This is a genomic window from Phocaeicola coprophilus DSM 18228 = JCM 13818, from assembly GCF_000157915.1.
Lineage (GTDB): Bacteria > Bacteroidota > Bacteroidia > Bacteroidales > Bacteroidaceae > Phocaeicola > Phocaeicola coprophilus.
The window spans coordinates 542,093-559,477 of sequence record NZ_EQ973643.1; the positions used below are offsets into that span (position 1 = coordinate 542,093).

Here is a 17,385-nt window from a genome sequence, read left to right on the forward strand (position 1 = left end):
ACTTAAAATAGTAACTGTCGTATTCCTCCTCAGAGATAACTTTCTTTTCAAACAAGGTTTTATTCCTGAGATATTCCTTTTCCGCTTGTGCCAATCCTGTTTCCAGTTCCTGTTTCTTACGGATAAAATAGGCATATTCCTGTTGTCTTACTGGAGAACTGAAGGAATTCGGACAATCACCCTCAGCCAGATAAGCAAGGTCGGCAAGCTGCGCACTGCAATCATTCAGTCGGCTGGTCTGATAATTGATTTTATAATCAGAGCTATTGGTTCTGAATCTTAGTATCACGTCACCCTTGTTAACCTGCTCTCCTTCCTTTACAAAAACCGAATCTACAATTTCTGTAATGGAAGAAGTTATTTCCGCTTTTTCCGCTACCGGTCTCACTACTCCACTCCCCTGTACGGAGATATCTACATAGATAAATGGAAGTGCCACTAATGTGACTGTTACTGCAAATAAAACAATCCAGTAGATTATCTGTGATTTTGTTGTGTGCTGATAGATGTATGTCTCAATACTGTTCTCTATCCATTCGTTCGGTAATAACATATCTGATTAAAATTTAAACGGTTACTTTGTTTTCTAATCTATAGCACAAAAGTAACCGTTCTGAAAAAGAGAATATGTTATGCTTATGTTATCGTTAGGTTAAAAACAGAAAGGCTGTCTTCAAAAATGAGACAGCCTTTCTGTTTTGTTGAATAATTACAATTTCTTAAAACTGAAAAACTTTATATCAACTAAAAAATCCCATACGAATCAAGAAACTTTATGTGAACTATAAGCTATATATAAACCGGAAATGTTTGATTTCAGCTGAAAGATCCCATACACACCTGAAATCTTTATACTATCGGAAAATTTCAGATAAAACGGAAGTATACTGATAAAAGAAAACCTTACCAGCAATAAAAAATGCCTTCCTGAGTCTCTTTTCCAACTCAAGAAGGCATCACATATCATTCAATAAAAATTTTAATCAAGTACCATCACCCAATTATGAACATCAGGTTCATCTCCATACTGGATTGCACGCAATTTGTTATACAGTTTTTCACTGATCGGTCCGGGCTTTCCATCTTTAGAAATGACATATGACTTATTGTTTTCCAAATCATCAATACGCTGAATCGGACTGATTACTGCTGCAGTACCACAAGCACCAGCCTCTTCGAAAGTAGACAGTTCTTCTTCCGGAATCGGACGGCGCTCTACTTTCAATCCCATATCTTCCGCTAGCTGCATCAAACTACGGTTTGTGATAGACGGAAGAATAGACGTTGACAGAGGAGTGATATAGGTATTATCCTTGATACCAAAGAAATTGGCTGCACCACATTCATCAATGTATTTCTTTTCTTTTGCATCCAAATAGAATTCGCTGGCATATCCTGCATCATGAGCCATCTTATTTGCCCGCAAGCTGGCTGCATAGTTTCCACCTACTTTATAAGTACCTGTACCCAACGGAGCAGCACGGTCAAACTGACGGATAATCACATAAGGATTGGTTGCAAAGCCACCTTTGAAGTACGGTCCTACCGGAGTAACAAAAACAACAAACATATATTCGCTAGCCGGATGAACACCTACCTGAGCTCCTGTTCCGATCAGCAAAGGACGGATATACAAGGCTGCTCCACTTTCATAAGGAGGAATAAACCGTTCATTCGCCTTGACAACCATTTTCATAGCCTCACAGAATTTCTCAGTCGGCAACTCCGGCATCAAAATTCCGCGACATGTACTTTGCAAACGTTCTGCATTTGCATCCGGACGGAAAATACGGATCTTACCATCTTTTCCACGATAAGCCTTCAAGCCTTCAAAAGCTTCCTGACCATAATGCAAGCAAGTTGCTGCCATGTGAATATTCAATGTTTCTTCTGAACAAAGTTCCAGTTCACCCCACTTTCCGTCGCGATAATAACAACGGACGTTGTAATCTGTCTTCATATAGCCAAATGACAGATTAGCCCAATCAATTTCTTTCATTATATTTAATTTAATGTTTATCCTTTATAAATGTTGCAAGCAAAAGTACGGTTTATATTTACATTTTCCAACTTTATTGTTTGTTTTTTCATTTTACTTCGGCTTCCGTATCCGCATTCAGCATCTTTTTGATTTCGGTATCTGCCTTATACAACTTGTCACGGCAAAAAGCAATCAGTTTCTGTGCTTCTTTCAGATTCTCACCCAACTGGTCAATATCCAGTTCATTGCTTTCAATCCGGGCTACAATTCCTTCCAGACGTTTGATAGCCTCCGCATAAGTTTCTTTCTTTGCTGCCATATCTTTAATTTTCGATTTTTAAAATTCTGCTGTTGACTGTTCCTTTTGCCAGTCGTGTCTGTACCTCATCACCCGGTTGCAGCTCAGACGCATCCGTCACAGCCTTGCCGTTCTTCAACGTAATACTATATCCTTTTTTCAGCAACACCTCCGGTGAAGCAGCCTTAACCTGCTGTTCCAGCAGTTCCAGCCGATGTTCTTCTTTCTGCAAACGGGCCGTCACAGCCTGTGTCAAACGCTGTGACAGCTGCAGCCGGTATTGCTCATGCACCAGTCTTGTCTGCCATGCCATCTGCATTCGCCGGGCCAGATTCTCCTGACGAAACTGCTCAGCCTGCAGACGCATCAGGACCTTTCCCGGAATCCGGGTCACCCAGCGATCCAGACGTTCCTTTTCCCGTTCCAATCGTTCCGGCACTCCCTGACGGATCTGTTCCCTGTAACTTTCCAGTTCCTCTGCCACTTCCCGCATACGGGATATCAGAAATTCAGCAGCAGCAGTCGGAGTCTTAACCCGTGTATGAGAGACCATATCGAGCACCGTATCGTCCCGTTCATGACCGATTCCCGTAATGACCGGTAACGGAAACTGTGCACAATGAGCTGCCAGTTCATACGTATCGAATCCGGACAAATCGGATGTCGCTCCTCCTCCACGAATGATAACCACGGCATCCCAGTGATCTATTTCCTGATAGATCTGCTCCAAAGCACGGATAATGGTCTCTTCCACCTTGTCTCCCTGCATGATAGCCGGGAACAAACGGACATAAAAGACAAAGCCCCATGCATTATGGAACAACTGATTGCAGAAGTCCCCATAACCGGCAGCCGTTGCCGAAGAAATAACGGCAATCCGCTGCGTCAGATACGGAAAATCCAGTTCCTTATTCAACGTCAGCACTCCTTCGCCCTCCAGACGCTTCAGAATCTCCCGCCGACGACGGGCCATGTCTCCCAAAGTATAAGTAGGATCAATATCCACTACAGTCAGAGAATAGCCGTAAAGTTCATGAAAATCAACCGTAACCTTCACCAGCACTTTGATTCCGGAGACAAACGCCTGACCAGTTTCACGCTCAAAATAAGGCCTCAACCGCATATAGACATTACTCCAGATAATCCCTCTGGCCTTCGCCAGAAGCGCATTGCTCTTCGGGTCCTTCTGCACAAACTCCAGATAACAGTGTCCTGAATAATTGGCCCGCACATCACTCAGTTCTGCCTGTACCCAATATTCATCAGGCAGACAAGTCCGAATGCTCTGGCGTACCAGTCCATTCAGTTCAACCAACGATAATGCCAACTGTTGCATGGTGAATTTATTTCTTGTCTTTCAATTTCAGGCCCAGATGATAAGCCTTCCAGACATCCGACACACCATAACCGAAGATATTGTCCGGATATTGCGCCCGGTCGCCTGACTGATGAATGACCTCAATCAACTGACGGACAGACAGCCAGGGACAAGCTTGCCACAAACATGTTGCCAGACCACAGAAGATCGGAGAAGCAAAAGAGGTTCCATTTGCAAAGGATACTCCCCCATCTGTTCCAACGACACTCGATCTCAGACCTACTGCCATAACATCCGGTTTTACTCTTCCATCGGCAGTATATCCCAAAGAAGAGAAAGTGGCATTCATTCCTTTCCGGTCAATAGCTCCTACAGTGATCACATTTTCCGCATCAGCCGGAGGAGTAATCTTTTTCCATGTTCCTGCTCCTGAATTTCCGGCACTGCATACCACCAGCATTCCTTTGTCCGCAGCATGTGCAGCCGATAAGGCCATCAGTGAAGTCCGTCCATCCAGATCCCGGTAACGATAATTGAACGTTGAATCATCAAAAGCATAATATCCCAAAGAAGTGTTCACGACATCCACTCCAACACTGTCGGCAAACTCTATGGCTGCTGCCCAGTTGTCCTCCTCTACAGGCTGTTCCGTATCATTGTCTTCGCTGCGGAGCAACCAGTAAGCTGCTTCCGGAGCCGTACCGACCATTATATGAGGTTCATTGGTCGCCATACAGGAAAGAACAGACAAGCCATGACTGTGCTCTTCATAAATATCCGAAGCCGGATTCACAAAATCACGGACTCCCAGCAGATTCATTTTCCGGAAAAACCTGATTTCGTCCACATTGAAGAAACCGGCATCAATAACCGCAATCTGCATGCCTTTTCCCTTGAATCCGGCCAGATGCAGACTGTCTCCATGATGCATCCGGATCTGTTCCGCACCTGCTCCATAAAAATCATCCGTCCGGTTCCATTTATTTCTGACCTGTTTCTTCCGGTCCTTATCCCGTGCAGGTATCGAATCAGGAGAAGTCCATACCTTCTTTACCTCCTTTACAAAGGAAAGCTGACGGAAACGGCCGGCCATATTTTCATCTTCAGCCTGCATCAGTACGGTATTATTCCATTTGCTGGCTGAAGGGAAGCGGGCTCCACAGGCTTCCAGTTTTTCAATATACTCCCGGCATACAGGCAAGTCCGTAGAATCAACCGCAATCCCCTGCCGCACTCTGCGCTGCACAGCCCGTTCAGAAAGGAACTCTTCAGGCTTATCCAGCGAATAGGTTGTAGACTGCTTGTCTGTCAGCTGCACCCGGAATTTATAACTTTTCTGCGCAGGCAAAGCCAGACTTCCCAGCAACAAACCTGCCAAAACTCCCAATTTAACGCAATTCATCATCATACTGTTTTTAAACTTTCACCAATCCGATCAATCTTGATCCTATTTATTTTTCAGGCGACAAAGATAGACAAACTTTTCCCGAATGCAGAAAAAATTGCGTACCTTTGCAGCAATATTTTTAGGATAACGGAAGACTTAAAAGCAAGAATTAAAGAATATTATGGCACAAAAAGGAAATGCTGCGGAATTAGGAACAGAGAACATCAGAAAACTATTGGTACAATATGCCGTACCGGCCATCATCGCCATGACGGCTTCTTCTCTCTACAATATGGTGGACAGTATTTTTATCGGTCACGGAGTTGGTCCTCTGGCTATTTCCGGTCTGGCCATTACCTTTCCGCTCATGAACCTGGCTGCAGCCTTTGGTTCACTGGTCGGCGTAGGAGCTTCCACTTTAATTTCAGTCAAGCTGGGACAGAAAGACTACCTCACGGCCCAGCAGATCCTTGGAAATGTAGTTTCGCTCAACGTTATCATTGGAGTGATATTTACCGTCATCACCCTGCTCTTTCTGGACCCGATCCTTTATTTCTTCGGAGCCAGCGAGGCCACTATACCTTATGCACGCGACTATATGATCACGATTTTGCTGGGAAATGTAGTCACTCACATGTACCTGGGACTGAATTCTGTACTCCGTTCAGCCGGTCATCCGCAAAAAGCCATGATCGCTACCATTCTGACAGTTGTCATCAACACGATACTCGACCCGCTTTTCATCTACACCTTCAATATGGGAATCCGGGGAGCCGCCGTAGCAACCATTCTGGCACAGATCATTTCACTCTGCTGGCTCATCCGCATCTTCTGCAACAAGGAAGAGCTTCTGCACTTTCAAAAAGGCATTTACCGTCTCAAAGGCGTACTGGTAGAAAATATCATCGGCATCGGTATGGCTCCGTTCCTGATGAACATGGCTTCCTGCTTTATTGTCATCCTGATCAATAAAGGCCTTAAACTGTATGACGGTGACCTGGCCATCGGTGCCTTCGGTATCGTTAACCGCATCGTATATCTCTTCGTCATGATTGTGATGGGACTGAACCAGGGTATGCAGCCCATTGCCGGCTATAACTTCGGCGCCCAGCAGTATCACCGGGTCAACCGGGTCATGCAACTCACGGTTATAGCTGCCACGATTGTCACAACCTCGGGCTTTCTGGTCGGAGAACTTATTCCGGAACTGGCCGTTTCAGCCTTCACTACCGACCGTCATCTGATCGATTTATCAGCCGACGGACTCCGGGTAGTCGTCATGTTCTTTCCCATTATCGGCTTCCAGATGGTAACTTCCAACTTCTTCCAGAGCATCGGAATGGCCAAGAAAGCCATTATCCTGTCTTTAAGCCGTCAGGTACTTATCCTGATTCCCTGCCTGCTCATTCTTCCTCTTTTCTGGGGAGCCAAGGGAATCTGGTTCAGCATGCCGATTTCAGATGCACTTGCCAGTCTGATTGCGGGAGTAATGCTCTATAAACAGTTCCAGACCTTCAAGCGCCATCACGCAGCCCAACAGCAATAAGCCTCAAGAAGTATCTTTTTTTATTTGCGAAGCTTAAATAAAATTTTTATTTTTGTTCCGACAGAACCAAACAAGATACACTATGAGTGAACATTATGTCATTAATCTGGGACGTCAGCTAGGAAGCGGCGGAAAAGAAATCGGAGAAAAGCTGGCTCAGCAGCTGGGCATTGCCTTTTATGACAAGGAACTGATTAATCTGGCTTCCGAAGAAAGCGGACTGTGCAGAGAGTTTTTTGAGAAGGCGGACGAAAAAGCCTCACAAAGCATATTGGGAGGACTGTTCGGATCCCGTTTTCCTTTTATCACAGAAGGAGCCTATCCCTATAATTCATACCTGAGCAATGATTCGCTGTTTAAAATACAGAGTGATGTCATACGCCATCTGGCAGAGAAACAGTCCTGCCTGTTTGTAGGACGATGTGCAGACTATATCCTGCGTGACCACCCGCGATGTGCCAACGTATTCGTATCGGCCTCACCGGAAGCACGAATCGAACGTCTGATGAAGCTTCACAACATCAGCAGCGAGGAGGCAGAAGAACTGATGGAAAAGGCTGACAAGAAACGCTCCTCCTATTATAATTATTACAGCTACAAGACATGGGGAGCAGCTGCCACCTATCATCTGTGTATTGATTCCTCAGTGTTGGGAATTGACGGAACCGTGGAGTTTATCAAGAACTTTGTCAAATTAAAACTCCATCTGGACTAGATATTACACTGCTTTCAGCAAACACAGGGACCGGAATCATTTTCAATCAATCATCCAAAAACCATAAACTTTTTCAAGGTGATTCCGGTCCTGTGGTGCTTTCCGGCACAATTCTCTGTCGGGAATGACGGAGTCTGTCAACCGACCACTCTTCCATCTTCCGTCAGATACATTACTTTTTCTTTCAGATCACTTGACAAAACAATCACTTTATAGAGACGGCTGCCATCCGGACTATAAGTCATAAAAGCCTGTTTCAGCAGAGCACCTTCCTGCGCCAGCCGGTCGAGTACTTCCCCTGACAAATCATTCAGATAAACTTCCACATACACCGTCTGCGGTTTATCTTCTGTTGATTTTTCCACTTTCTTGGGAGCATTGTCTGCCCACATCATTGAAGCACTCATTACCATACCTAAGAATAAAACTAATACCTTTTTCATAACACTTGAACTTTTAATTATTAAAACCTATCGTTATGAATGATGCAAGGGGCATGCCAAATATGTCCCTTGCAAAAGATATCTGATTATTAACCAGTTAAAAATAAGCCTCCACCTGTATATTGTGGAAATATTACACAACCGGAGCTGTGGAATCCCCATTTTCCACACCCGGCTTCATGTAACGTTCCTGCAGATAACGGTAAAATTCATATTGGGCACGGATACTTCCTTCATGTCCCGGCCGCTTGAAAACATTATTCAACTGATTATCTACCCAGCAGGCATTCCAGTCCGCCCGAAGTTGCAGTTCAAGCATGTCCGTCAGTTCCTGCTTCAGCCGCTTGTCCGTTACAGGTGTCACAGCCTCAATGCGCCGGTACAGATTCCGCTTCATCCAGTCAGGAGAACCCAGGAAAAGTTTCGGATTTCCTCCGTTACCAAAATACCACACGCGTGCATGTTCCAGGAAACTGTCCACAATACGTGTCACCCGGATATTCCGGCTGAATGATTCACCCGGAATCAGGCAGCAGATACCGCGCACTATCAGGTCAATCTGAACCCCGGCTTCGCTTGCCCGGTAAAGTTCATCAATCATGGCTTCATCCTGCAGAGCATTCATCTTCAAGATTATGCGTCCTTCTTTGCCACTGCGTGCCAGCTGAATTTCATGATGGATCATGCGGCGAAGTTCCGGCAGCAGGTTGAAGCGGGCCACCAGCAAACGCTTGAACACCGGAGTTTCCACTTCCCGTTTCAAGACACCAAACAGCGTACGCATGTCTTCCACAATGGCCGGATTGCAAGTGAAGAGTGCAATATCCGAATAAATCCTGGCTGTCTTCTCATTGAAATTACCCGTGCTTACATAAGCATAGCTACGCAAAGGCTTTCCGTTTCTGTCGGCCCGAAGCACCAATGCCACCTTTGCATGCACCTTCAGCCCCGGAATACTGAAGATAATATGAATGCCGGCCTTGCGCATCAGTTCGGCGGTTGCCAGGTTGTTCTCCTCATCAAAGCGGGCCTTCAGTTCCACAAATACCGTCACGCGCTTTCCGTTCTGCGCTGCGGCAATCAGTGCACCGATCACCTCCGAATGCTCGGCCACGCGGTATTGCGTAATCATAATCTCACGGCACTGAGAATCGTGTACCGCTTCATAAAGGAAACGGATGAAATGATCAAAGCTGTAATAAGGATAATAAAGCAGCAGATCCCGCTGAGCAATGCGGCGATACATGAAATGCTTGCCGTCAAGCCCCGGCAGGCGCATGGGAGCCGGCTTCGACAAAGAAAGATTGACCGGGCTGGGGTTAGGAAGCGAAGAAAGATCTTCCAGATTCAGGTGTTTGTCACCCGGAACCAGTTCCTCGCGGTTGATTCCGAACGCTTCTACCAGAAAGTCCAGAAAATCGTCCGGCATCTTGCGGTCATACACAAAACGGCAGATCGCTCCGATCTTGCGTTTCTTGACCTTCTCCTTCAGCTGTTCCACCATATTTTCAGGAGGAACATCATCAACAAATACATCGGCATCACGCGAAATCTTACAGCAATAGCTGCATTCCTCCTCGTAACCTGTAAATATTTCATTCAGATTCATCTTGATAATGTCTTCCAGAAACATCAGGTAGTAATTGCCGTCCTTCGGCGGAAGTACCACAAAACGGGGGACTTTGCTGTGGGGGATCTTCAGAATATAAAACGCCCTTTCTCCCGTGTCACGGCTGCGCAACCGGACAGCCAGATAAAAGCGTTTGTCACGCAGAAACATACGCACCTTTCCCTGTTCCACTTTGACAGGCTGTAGATATGGGAAAAGTTCCTCACGGAAGAAACGGGATATAAACTCTTTATGGAAAGGCTCCACCTCCTGACGGCCCTGATAAAAGATAATATGATTGGCCCGGAGGGCAGGCAGAATCTTCTGTTCGTAAATCCGCACGCGGTCGTCCAGCTGGGCATTCACACGCTCCTTGATTTCATGAATCAGGCGGCGGGCCTCATCAACCGACATACCGTCGCTCTTGCCTCCCGAAGCCACAGCCTTATGTTCTGCCACACGTACTTTATAGAACTCTTCCAGGTTTGACGAATAAATGGCAATGAAATTGATCCGCTCATAAAGGGGAAGCGAATCATTGTCTGCCTCAAGCAACACGCGATAGTTGAACGAAAGCCAGCTGATGTCGCGGTCGAAATATCTGTATAGGTTTTCCATATACTTTCACGTTCCAAGGTTTCCTCAAAAATAGTATCTTTGTCCGAGAAAACAAAGAAAAACATGATAAGAATCGGACTTTTGTCAGACACCCACGGATACTGGGATGAACGTTATCTGAACTATTTCGAGCCATGCGACGAAATCTGGCACGCCGGAGACATCGGCTCACCCGACATCGCAGAACGGCTGCAGGCTTTCCGCCCGCTGAGAGCCGTCTACGGAAACATTGACGGACAGGATCTCCGCCTGCACTTTCCCGAAATACAACGCTTCACCATCGAAGGAGCCGACGTACTGATGAAGCATATCGGAGGCTATCCCGGACGTTACGATCCGTCGGTACGCGACCTTCTGCGTACCAATCCCCCGGCCCTTTTCATCAGCGGACATTCCCATATCCTGAAAGTAAAATATGACAACCGGCTGGGACTGCTGCACATCAATCCGGGGGCAGCAGGAAAATATGGCTTTCACCAGGTACGTACCCTGATCCGTTTCACTATTGAGAACGGAAAATTTTCAGACTTGGAGGTTATAGAACTCAACAAGTAAAAACTAAAAAAAATGCTTGTCGCTTCAGAAAATCTTTCCGAAATTTGCAGGCAAAACAGAACAAACAAATATGAAAACTTATCTAGTCACAGGAGCAGCCGGATTTATCGGTGCCAATTATCTGAAATACATCCTGGCCAAACACGACGACATCCGGGTAGTAGTGCTTGACGCCCTGACGTATGCAGGCAATCTGGCCACTATCTCCAAAGATATCGACAACGAACGCTGCTACTTCGTAAAAGGTAATATTTGCGACCGCAGTCTGGCCGATCAGCTGTTCGCGGATTACAAGTTCGACTATATCGTGAACTTCGCAGCCGAAAGCCATGTGGACCGCAGCATCGACAACCCGCAGCTTTTCCTGCAAACTAACATTCTGGGTACACAAAACCTGCTGGACGCAGCCCGCCGTGCCTGGGTAACAGGAAAAGATGAGTTCGGCTATCCTACCTGGAGAAAGGATGTCCGTTTCCATCAGGTTTCCACCGATGAAGTATATGGCTCACTGGGCCCTGAAGGTTACTTCACCGAAGAAACCCCTCTCTGCCCGCACAGTCCGTACAGCGCATCCAAGACCAGTGCAGACCTTATCGTTACCGCTTACCGCGATACGTACAAGATGCCGGTAACCATCACACGCTGTTCGAACAACTACGGCCCCTATCATTTCCCCGAAAAACTGATTCCGCTGATCATCAAGAATATCCTTGAAGGCAAGCGTCTCCCCGTATATGGCAACGGATCGAATGTCCGCGACTGGCTGTATGTGGAAGATCACTGCAAAGCCATCGATCTGGTGGTACGCAAAGGACGCAACGGAGAAATCTACAACGTGGGCGGACACAACGAAAAACAGAACATCGAGATCGTGAAACTGACCATCGAGACCATCCGGCGACTGATGACGGAAGAACCTGCTTACCGCAAGGTGCTGAAGAAAAAGGAACTGGACGCCAACGGCAATATCAGTATCGACTGGATCAACGATTCACTGATCACTTTCGTCAAAGACCGTCTGGGACACGACCAGCGTTATGCCATCGACCCGACAAAGATTACCAACGAACTGGGCTGGTATCCGGAAACCAAGTTCGAAGACGGTATCGTGAAGACCATCATCTGGTATCTGAACAATCAGGAATGGGTGAACAGCGTAACAAGCGGTGACTATCAGAATTATTACGAGAATATGTATAAGAACCGGTAATCAGACAGCCGGCTTCTCTTCGGGAACTTCCTGATACGGAAGCTCTTCTGACGGATGACCTCAGTCTCTTTCTGCCTTCGGGCAAGGGGAACCGGGGTCATCCGTTTTTCTGTCCGCATGACGGCCGGAAATCGTGCGGTCGTTGGGGCCGGATTATGCGGTCGTTGGAGCCCGATCGTGCGGTCGTTGGGGCTCAATCGTGCGGTCGTTGCAGAGGCATTGTGCGGTCCCCTGCTCCATCGTGCAGAAGCATCCGGACAGCGCTTTTCAGAACCTTGCGAGATAGTGCAGCAAAGCCCGAGGGCTTTTAAAAAAACGTTTCGGCGTTTACAGAAAAAGAATTCGGCGAATCAGACAAAACGTCGGGACGTTTTTCCGAGCCGCCGAAGCCATTGAAAATCAGAACTGGAAATAAATAAACGGCTGAATGTCGCTACTCTTTACCTGAATGACCAGCCAGATCAGTGCAATGAGCAGAAGAGCCTGACCGACCAGCGGAGTACGGACCACCAGACGTCCGCAGGCATCCTGCCAGCGGTCGGGACACCAGTGAAGCAGATAGCCCACTCCCATCAGTGCAAAGACTTTCCAGTAGCCCGTGACGAGCTGTACGAATACTTCCGGATGAAAGGCTGTACCGATCTGACGGATCATTGTCAGCGAAGCCTCGAATGTGGTATTGCGGAAGAAAATCCAGCAGAAGCATACGAAATGGAAAGTGATCAGTACCGCAAAGAAGCGACGGATTCCCGTACTGCGGTACGTCTTGGGACGCTTCAGCAGACTGCGGAAGAACTTATGAACGGCCAGTGCCACGCCATGAAGTCCTCCCCACACAATGAAGTTCCACGAAGCACCATGCCAGAGCCCGCCCAGCAGCATGGTCAGAATCAGATTGACATAGGTACGGAATTTCCCTTTGCGGTTACCTCCCAGCGAAATATAAAGGTAATCGCGCAACCAGGTTGAAAGCGAAATATGCCAGCGGTGCCAGAAGTCGGTCACACTGTCAGACTTATAGGGCGAATTGAAGTTGATCGGGAAGCGGAATCCCAGCAGAAGGGCGATGCCGATAGCCATATCACTGTATCCGGAGAAATCGCAATAGATCTGCAGGGCATATCCATAAACGCCGAAAAGATTTTCGACACCGGAATACAGGCCGGGATTGTCGAAGATTCGTTCTACGAAATTGACACTGATGTAGTCGGAAATCACAGCTTTCTTGAACAGACCGCTGACGATCAGGAAAATTCCCTGTCCGAACATCTCGGAACTGACGTAGAGCGGACGGCGGATCTGGGGAATAAAGTCACGGGCCCGCACAATCGGTCCGGCCACAAGCTGCGGAAAGAACGATACATAAAAAGCATAGTCCAGCAGACTGTCCAGCGGACGGAGATCGCGACGATAGACATCAATGGTATAACTGAGTGACTGAAATGTAAAGAACGAAATGCCCACCGGCAGGAATATGTCCAGCGGATGGAATTCGCCTCCCCACAAGGGAGCCAGCATCTCATAGAAGAAATTGGTATACTTGAAATAACAGAGCAGACCGAGGTTGACCAGCAGACTGGTTGCCACAAGCCCTTTCCGCTTCAGCGGCGACTGGGTGCGGTCCATGACGTGAGCTAGCCAGAAGTCGGTTACCGTTACAGTACCCAGCAGAAAGAAATAAACACCGCTGCTCTTATAATAGAAATAATAAGAGAACAGTGTGACGAACAGCAGACGGGCCGTTGTCCGTTTCTGCAAAAGCATATAGACAAAGCTGAATCCCAGAAAGAGCAACAGAAATACTCCGCTGCTGAAAATCATCGGCTGCCGGGGATCATAAGTCAGTACTTCAGCCAGTTTGTGCCAGTCAATCAAAGTTGTATCAGTCCAGTTTAGTTGCCACATAATCGTTGTATGCCTTTATAAATGCTTCATGTAATAATAATCCTTGCAAAACATAACCCTCTTGCGTGAAATGAATCCGGTCACGCTGGAACATATTAGCAGCCGTCCAGTTGCGGCAAGCCCGTTCCTGTCCTCCGGCAATGTCATAAAGATCCCAGAGTGCCAGCCCGTTGTCTGCGGCAAAACGTTTCTCCGTTTCCACCACACGGGGAGTACGGGTGTTGATGGTTTTTCCCCGTCTTCCGCTGCGCATATAAGCTCCCGGAGGAGTGGTCAGCAGAAAAGCAGCATGCGGACAGCGGTTTTTCAGTTCCGTAAAAAAGCTGGTAAGCTGCCGTCTGTGTTCTTCGGCAGAATAGTTTCTTCCATGAGCCTCGTTGGTTCCAAACGACACGATGATCAGATCGGGATCCAGTCCCGCCACAGCGTGCAGATTTTCAGGGGTAGAGAAAGAAGCACATGTCGCTCCGTTTATGCCCATGATGTGGTAAACGATGCCCGAAACACCCGTTTCCTGAGCCAGTCCCGAAGAACGGTAGGTCACCGGCTGATCAACCACGGCCTCACTTCCGAAATCGGCTTCCAGTGCCTTGCGCATAATATAAGGGAAAACATGCCCTCGCACGTGCGAATCACCGATGTGTACAATCCGCACAGGACGGTCCAGCCGTTGCAGGGATTCCCAGAATGCGTTCAGTGAACCGGTGGGATCATCAATCCGGTTCTCCTGTGTATTCTTGAACGATGCCGGCATGGGGTCTTCGACCTCCACAAAACGCATCAGCTTCTGCATCTCACTGCTGGAATACACCGGCCCCGAATTCTTGTCATGCGGCGGCTGTTCCGGAAGCGGATCTTGTGCATGCATCTCCTTCCAGCCCGGCAGACACAGCAGAACAATCCAGAAAAGCTTCCATATCCCGGTACTACTCAGTTTCATAGGCTTTGCGTTTCTCATATTGCTCCATACCGTACATCAGGGTTTCAAACAGGATGCCTGCCAGATGCTTGCCACCCCGGAAATTAATGTGCGTATAATCATAATTGGCCATGGAAGGCTTGCTGTTTACCATATCAACGATACTTCCTTCTCCTCCCATTGCTTCATACATGTTCCAGAAGGCCGTGTGTGTTTCAGCGGCCAGGGCCTGCTGATAACGGATCAGATTCTTCACGCCCGGCATGGTGCGCAAGTTGCCGTCTTCATCACGATATTCACGGTCGCCCACTCCGACAATCAGAATCGAAGCCTGAGGAAAGGCTTTTCTCAGGTGTTCTACCACTTTAATCATCGGATTCTTATAATAAGAATAGTTCACTCCGCCTTCGAAAGCGACATTCAGTCCATACTGAAGAACAATCAGATCATACGGACGCAGACGGTTGTAATCTCTCAAGATTTTCATCGGAATGTTTCCCAGCTGCTGACCGCTGCTGCCTCTCGTACTGAAATTATCGACCACGATTCCGCTCTCGGGATCCATCGTCACTCCATAAAACAGGGCATTCGGAGCCGACTTCAACACTTTCCAGCGAACACTTCCGATATTACCTCTGACGGAAACGGCCTGCAATGCACTATCACCAGCCAGAGCATAAGTCACCGGTTCCCGGCCGTTTACCTCAGCCGACAAGACCACCGAATCGGGAGCCAGCAGATAGAAAGTAGATACCTGGCAGGTATCCAGCAGGGAAGTATACTTGCGCTGCCCCTTCAAGGTGACAGAAGCTCCAGCAGAAGCCTGTGAATAAGAGTTGGAAATATCCTGACGGGAGCGGTCAAAGCCAATGGAATCGGTCGTGAAATGGCTGTTCCATCCCGAGAAAGAATGACCTACCGTGGGACGGTAACCGGAGATACGGGAAGTCACCTGCACATATCCTACCCCGCATCCGCCAAAACGTTTCTGCAACATATTGCGCAGGTCAGAGGTCAGGATGTCTGCCTCGATGAAAGAGTCGCCGAAATAAGCAATGCGGACAGGACGTCCGAGCGACTGTCTCTGCAGCAACGCTTCATAAAAGAAACGGAGACCGCCACGTTTCGTCGAATCGGAATAGTCTTCAATGCATGTCAGCCCCGTCTTGCATGTATCAACAAATGCAGGACGTACCGGAGGCGGAAGTACCAGTGTATCCGAATCGGCAACCAGCGGAGCAGGTTCGACCTTATCCGGACGTACATCTGACAGCAGATCTACTCTTCGCAAAGGTTTTCCTCCCAACGACAGCTTGGGGAGAAAATACATGGCTTCCAGGCCCACTACGACCAGAAGCGTCAAAAGAAACGTAGCAACTATTTTATTTTTCATGATTTACCGCTAAAACGATGCAAAGATAGCGGTTTTTTGAGGACTTCGTTCTAAACGAACTGCTTTTCCTTCATTTGGCATAAAAAAGCATCGACCATTTCAGAGCCTTTCCGCGTCGTGATGCCTCTCATATGCAGCAGGGTTATCTCGCTATAAATCTCCACAAGCGGATAACTCTCGAGCATATCGGAATAGATCAGCAGGTCCATCTGCATAACCATTGCCTGATTGATGATATCAAAATTTATATCAGGACGGAAGATTCCCTGCTCTACTCCCCTATTGAAATACTTCAAAATTGCCGAATCATATTTTTTCCGTTCTTCACGCATATAGTCCAACACCTTGGGATATTTACGCAGATCCCGAAAGAACTGAGGATTCAGGTTACAGAGTTCTGACAACTTTCTTTTATAAAAAGCAAAGATTACCTCCAGGACATTTTCAGTCCTGGTGGTAACCTCAATCATTGCTTCGTTCACTTGCTGCTGTTGCATACGCAATCCTTCAAGCAAAAGATTTTCCTTGTCACGAAACAGTTCGTACAAAGTGCGTTTGGAGATGGAAAGGGAAAGAGCGATGTCATCCATGCGTACACACCGGATTCCCAACTTTGTGAAAGCCTCCATTGCGGTTTCCACAATTTGTTCTTTCAGCTTTACCTTGTCATTTCTCTTTCGTCTTAACGTCTCCATACCCGCTATTAATGGATAATTCCCAACTGAGAAGTCTGTACAAACTCAATGATCTGTTCGATCTCCGGTCCGTTAGGAATCTGTTCCTTGATACGGAGCAAAGCATCGCGCTGCGATGTATTGGCCTTGTAAAGAATACGATAAGCCTGAGCAATATGTTTGATCAGTGTTTCTGAGAAACCGGCATGCTCCAGCACCTTCGTATTGATGCTATAGAAAGCGATCGGCTCGTGAGCAGCAACAATAAACGGAGGGATATCCTTGATAAAACGGCAACCTCCCTGCACGATGGAGTAACTTCCCAAACGGGTATTACCCTGCATCAGGACATTTGAAGTCAGAATCGCGCAGTCATAAATCCGGCAGTTACCGGATACCTGAGAGCCGTTACCGATAATACAGCGGTTACCGACTTCTACATCATGCGACAAACGTGCTCCCGTCATGATAAAGTTTCCATCACCCACCTTTGTTTCATGTCCGGCATGTGTGGCACGAATAATCACGGCATTCTCACGAATCACATTGTCATTACCGATACGTGCGATCGTTTCTTCGCCCGTAAACGCAAAATCCTGAGGAACGGCTGCAATCACCGCTCCCTGATAAATCGTATTTCCGTTTCCTATACGCGCACCACTCATAATGCTGGCATAGGGCATAATGACATTATTATCGCCTATTTCGACATTCTTGTCGATATAGGCAAACGGATGAACCGTTACATTGGATCCGATCTTTGCAGAAGGATCTACATAAGCCAAAGGACTAATCATAGTTACATATTTTTAAG

General features: G+C 47.3%; 16 protein-coding genes. 4 read left to right on the forward strand and 12 right to left on the reverse strand.

From position 1 onward, the window contains the following. The 5 genes from BACCOPRO_RS10290 to BACCOPRO_RS10310 form a co-directional block, all read right to left on the reverse strand. Positions 1–553, reverse strand: a 553-nt coding sequence (locus BACCOPRO_RS10290; RefSeq protein WP_008143384.1) for an HlyD family secretion protein, incomplete at its 3' end; no start/stop codon positions are given. Positions 554–979: 426 nt separating this feature from the next. After that, positions 980–1,999 (reverse strand): branched-chain amino acid aminotransferase, encoded by a 1,020-nt coding sequence (locus BACCOPRO_RS10295; protein WP_008143388.1) that lies wholly within the window; start codon positions 1,997–1,999, stop codon positions 980–982. An 88-nt stretch (positions 2,000–2,087) separates the two neighbouring features. Beyond that, entirely contained in the window at positions 2,088–2,300 is a 213-nt protein-coding gene (xseB, locus tag BACCOPRO_RS10300; protein WP_008143390.1) for an exodeoxyribonuclease VII small subunit, read from the reverse strand. A gap of 4 nt (positions 2,301–2,304) precedes the next feature. Next, positions 2,305–3,615 (reverse strand): exodeoxyribonuclease VII large subunit, encoded by a 1,311-nt coding sequence (xseA, locus tag BACCOPRO_RS10305; protein ID WP_008143391.1) that lies wholly within the window; start codon positions 3,613–3,615, stop codon positions 2,305–2,307. A 7-nt stretch (positions 3,616–3,622) separates the two neighbouring features. Beyond that, positions 3,623–4,999, reverse strand: a complete 1,377-nt coding sequence (locus BACCOPRO_RS10310) for a S8 family peptidase (protein ID WP_040311422.1) — start codon at positions 4,997–4,999, stop codon at positions 3,623–3,625. 166 nt (positions 5,000–5,165) lie between these two features. Between BACCOPRO_RS10310 and BACCOPRO_RS10315 the strand changes: the two genes are divergently transcribed. Further along, positions 5,166–6,530 carry an MATE family efflux transporter gene (locus tag BACCOPRO_RS10315; RefSeq protein ID WP_008143394.1) on the forward strand — a complete coding sequence of 455 codons (1,365 nt, stop codon included), beginning with the start codon at positions 5,166–5,168 and terminating at the stop codon, positions 6,528–6,530. An 82-nt stretch (positions 6,531–6,612) separates the two neighbouring features. Next, positions 6,613–7,245 (forward strand): cytidylate kinase-like family protein, encoded by a 633-nt coding sequence (locus BACCOPRO_RS10320; RefSeq protein WP_008143395.1) that lies wholly within the window; start codon positions 6,613–6,615, stop codon positions 7,243–7,245. Positions 7,246–7,382: 137 nt separating this feature from the next. On the opposite strand, the gene BACCOPRO_RS10325 is transcribed toward BACCOPRO_RS10320, so the two are convergent. Together BACCOPRO_RS10325 and BACCOPRO_RS10330 are read right to left on the reverse strand one after the other, a co-directional pair. Continuing rightward, entirely contained in the window at positions 7,383–7,688 is a 306-nt protein-coding gene (locus tag BACCOPRO_RS10325) for a hypothetical protein (protein WP_008143396.1), read from the reverse strand. 133 nt (positions 7,689–7,821) lie between these two features. Further along, a complete protein-coding gene (locus BACCOPRO_RS10330) occupies positions 7,822–9,915 on the reverse strand; it encodes an RNA degradosome polyphosphate kinase (RefSeq protein WP_008143397.1) in 2,094 nt (697 codons plus the stop codon). Between the two features lie 63 nt (positions 9,916–9,978). Between BACCOPRO_RS10330 and BACCOPRO_RS10335 the strand changes: the two genes are divergently transcribed. Further along, entirely contained in the window at positions 9,979–10,470 is a 492-nt protein-coding gene (locus BACCOPRO_RS10335; protein ID WP_008143398.1) for a metallophosphoesterase family protein, read from the forward strand. Between the two features lie 70 nt (positions 10,471–10,540). Beyond that, positions 10,541–11,680: a dTDP-glucose 4,6-dehydratase gene (gene rfbB, locus BACCOPRO_RS10340; RefSeq protein WP_022277710.1), complete on the forward strand. Its 1,140-nt coding sequence runs from the start codon at positions 10,541–10,543 to the stop codon at positions 11,678–11,680. Between the two features lie 399 nt (positions 11,681–12,079). On the opposite strand, the gene BACCOPRO_RS10345 is transcribed toward rfbB, so the two are convergent. The 5 genes from BACCOPRO_RS10345 to lpxA are packed head-to-tail and all read right to left on the reverse strand — an operon-like array spanning position 12,080 to position 17,368. Continuing rightward, complete coding sequence (locus tag BACCOPRO_RS10345) at positions 12,080–13,585, reverse strand: MBOAT family O-acyltransferase (protein ID WP_008143403.1); 1,506 nt, start codon at positions 13,583–13,585, stop codon at positions 12,080–12,082. Next, positions 13,563–14,525 carry an SGNH/GDSL hydrolase family protein gene (locus tag BACCOPRO_RS10350; protein ID WP_008143405.1) on the reverse strand — a complete coding sequence of 321 codons (963 nt, stop codon included), beginning with the start codon at positions 14,523–14,525 and terminating at the stop codon, positions 13,563–13,565. Before BACCOPRO_RS10350 ends, BACCOPRO_RS10345 begins: the two co-directional genes overlap by 23 nt. Further along, positions 14,512–15,897: an SGNH/GDSL hydrolase family protein gene (locus BACCOPRO_RS10355; RefSeq protein WP_008143407.1), complete on the reverse strand. Its 1,386-nt coding sequence runs from the start codon at positions 15,895–15,897 to the stop codon at positions 14,512–14,514. The genes BACCOPRO_RS10350 and BACCOPRO_RS10355 overlap by 14 nt, the downstream gene beginning before the upstream one ends. A 50-nt stretch (positions 15,898–15,947) precedes the next feature. After that, entirely contained in the window at positions 15,948–16,592 is a 645-nt protein-coding gene (locus BACCOPRO_RS10360; RefSeq protein WP_008143409.1) for a TetR/AcrR family transcriptional regulator, read from the reverse strand. Positions 16,593–16,600: 8 nt separating this feature from the next. Further along, complete coding sequence (gene lpxA / locus BACCOPRO_RS10365; protein WP_008143411.1) at positions 16,601–17,368, reverse strand: acyl-ACP--UDP-N-acetylglucosamine O-acyltransferase; 768 nt, start codon at positions 17,366–17,368, stop codon at positions 16,601–16,603. Between the last annotated feature and the right edge of the window lie 17 nt (positions 17,369–17,385).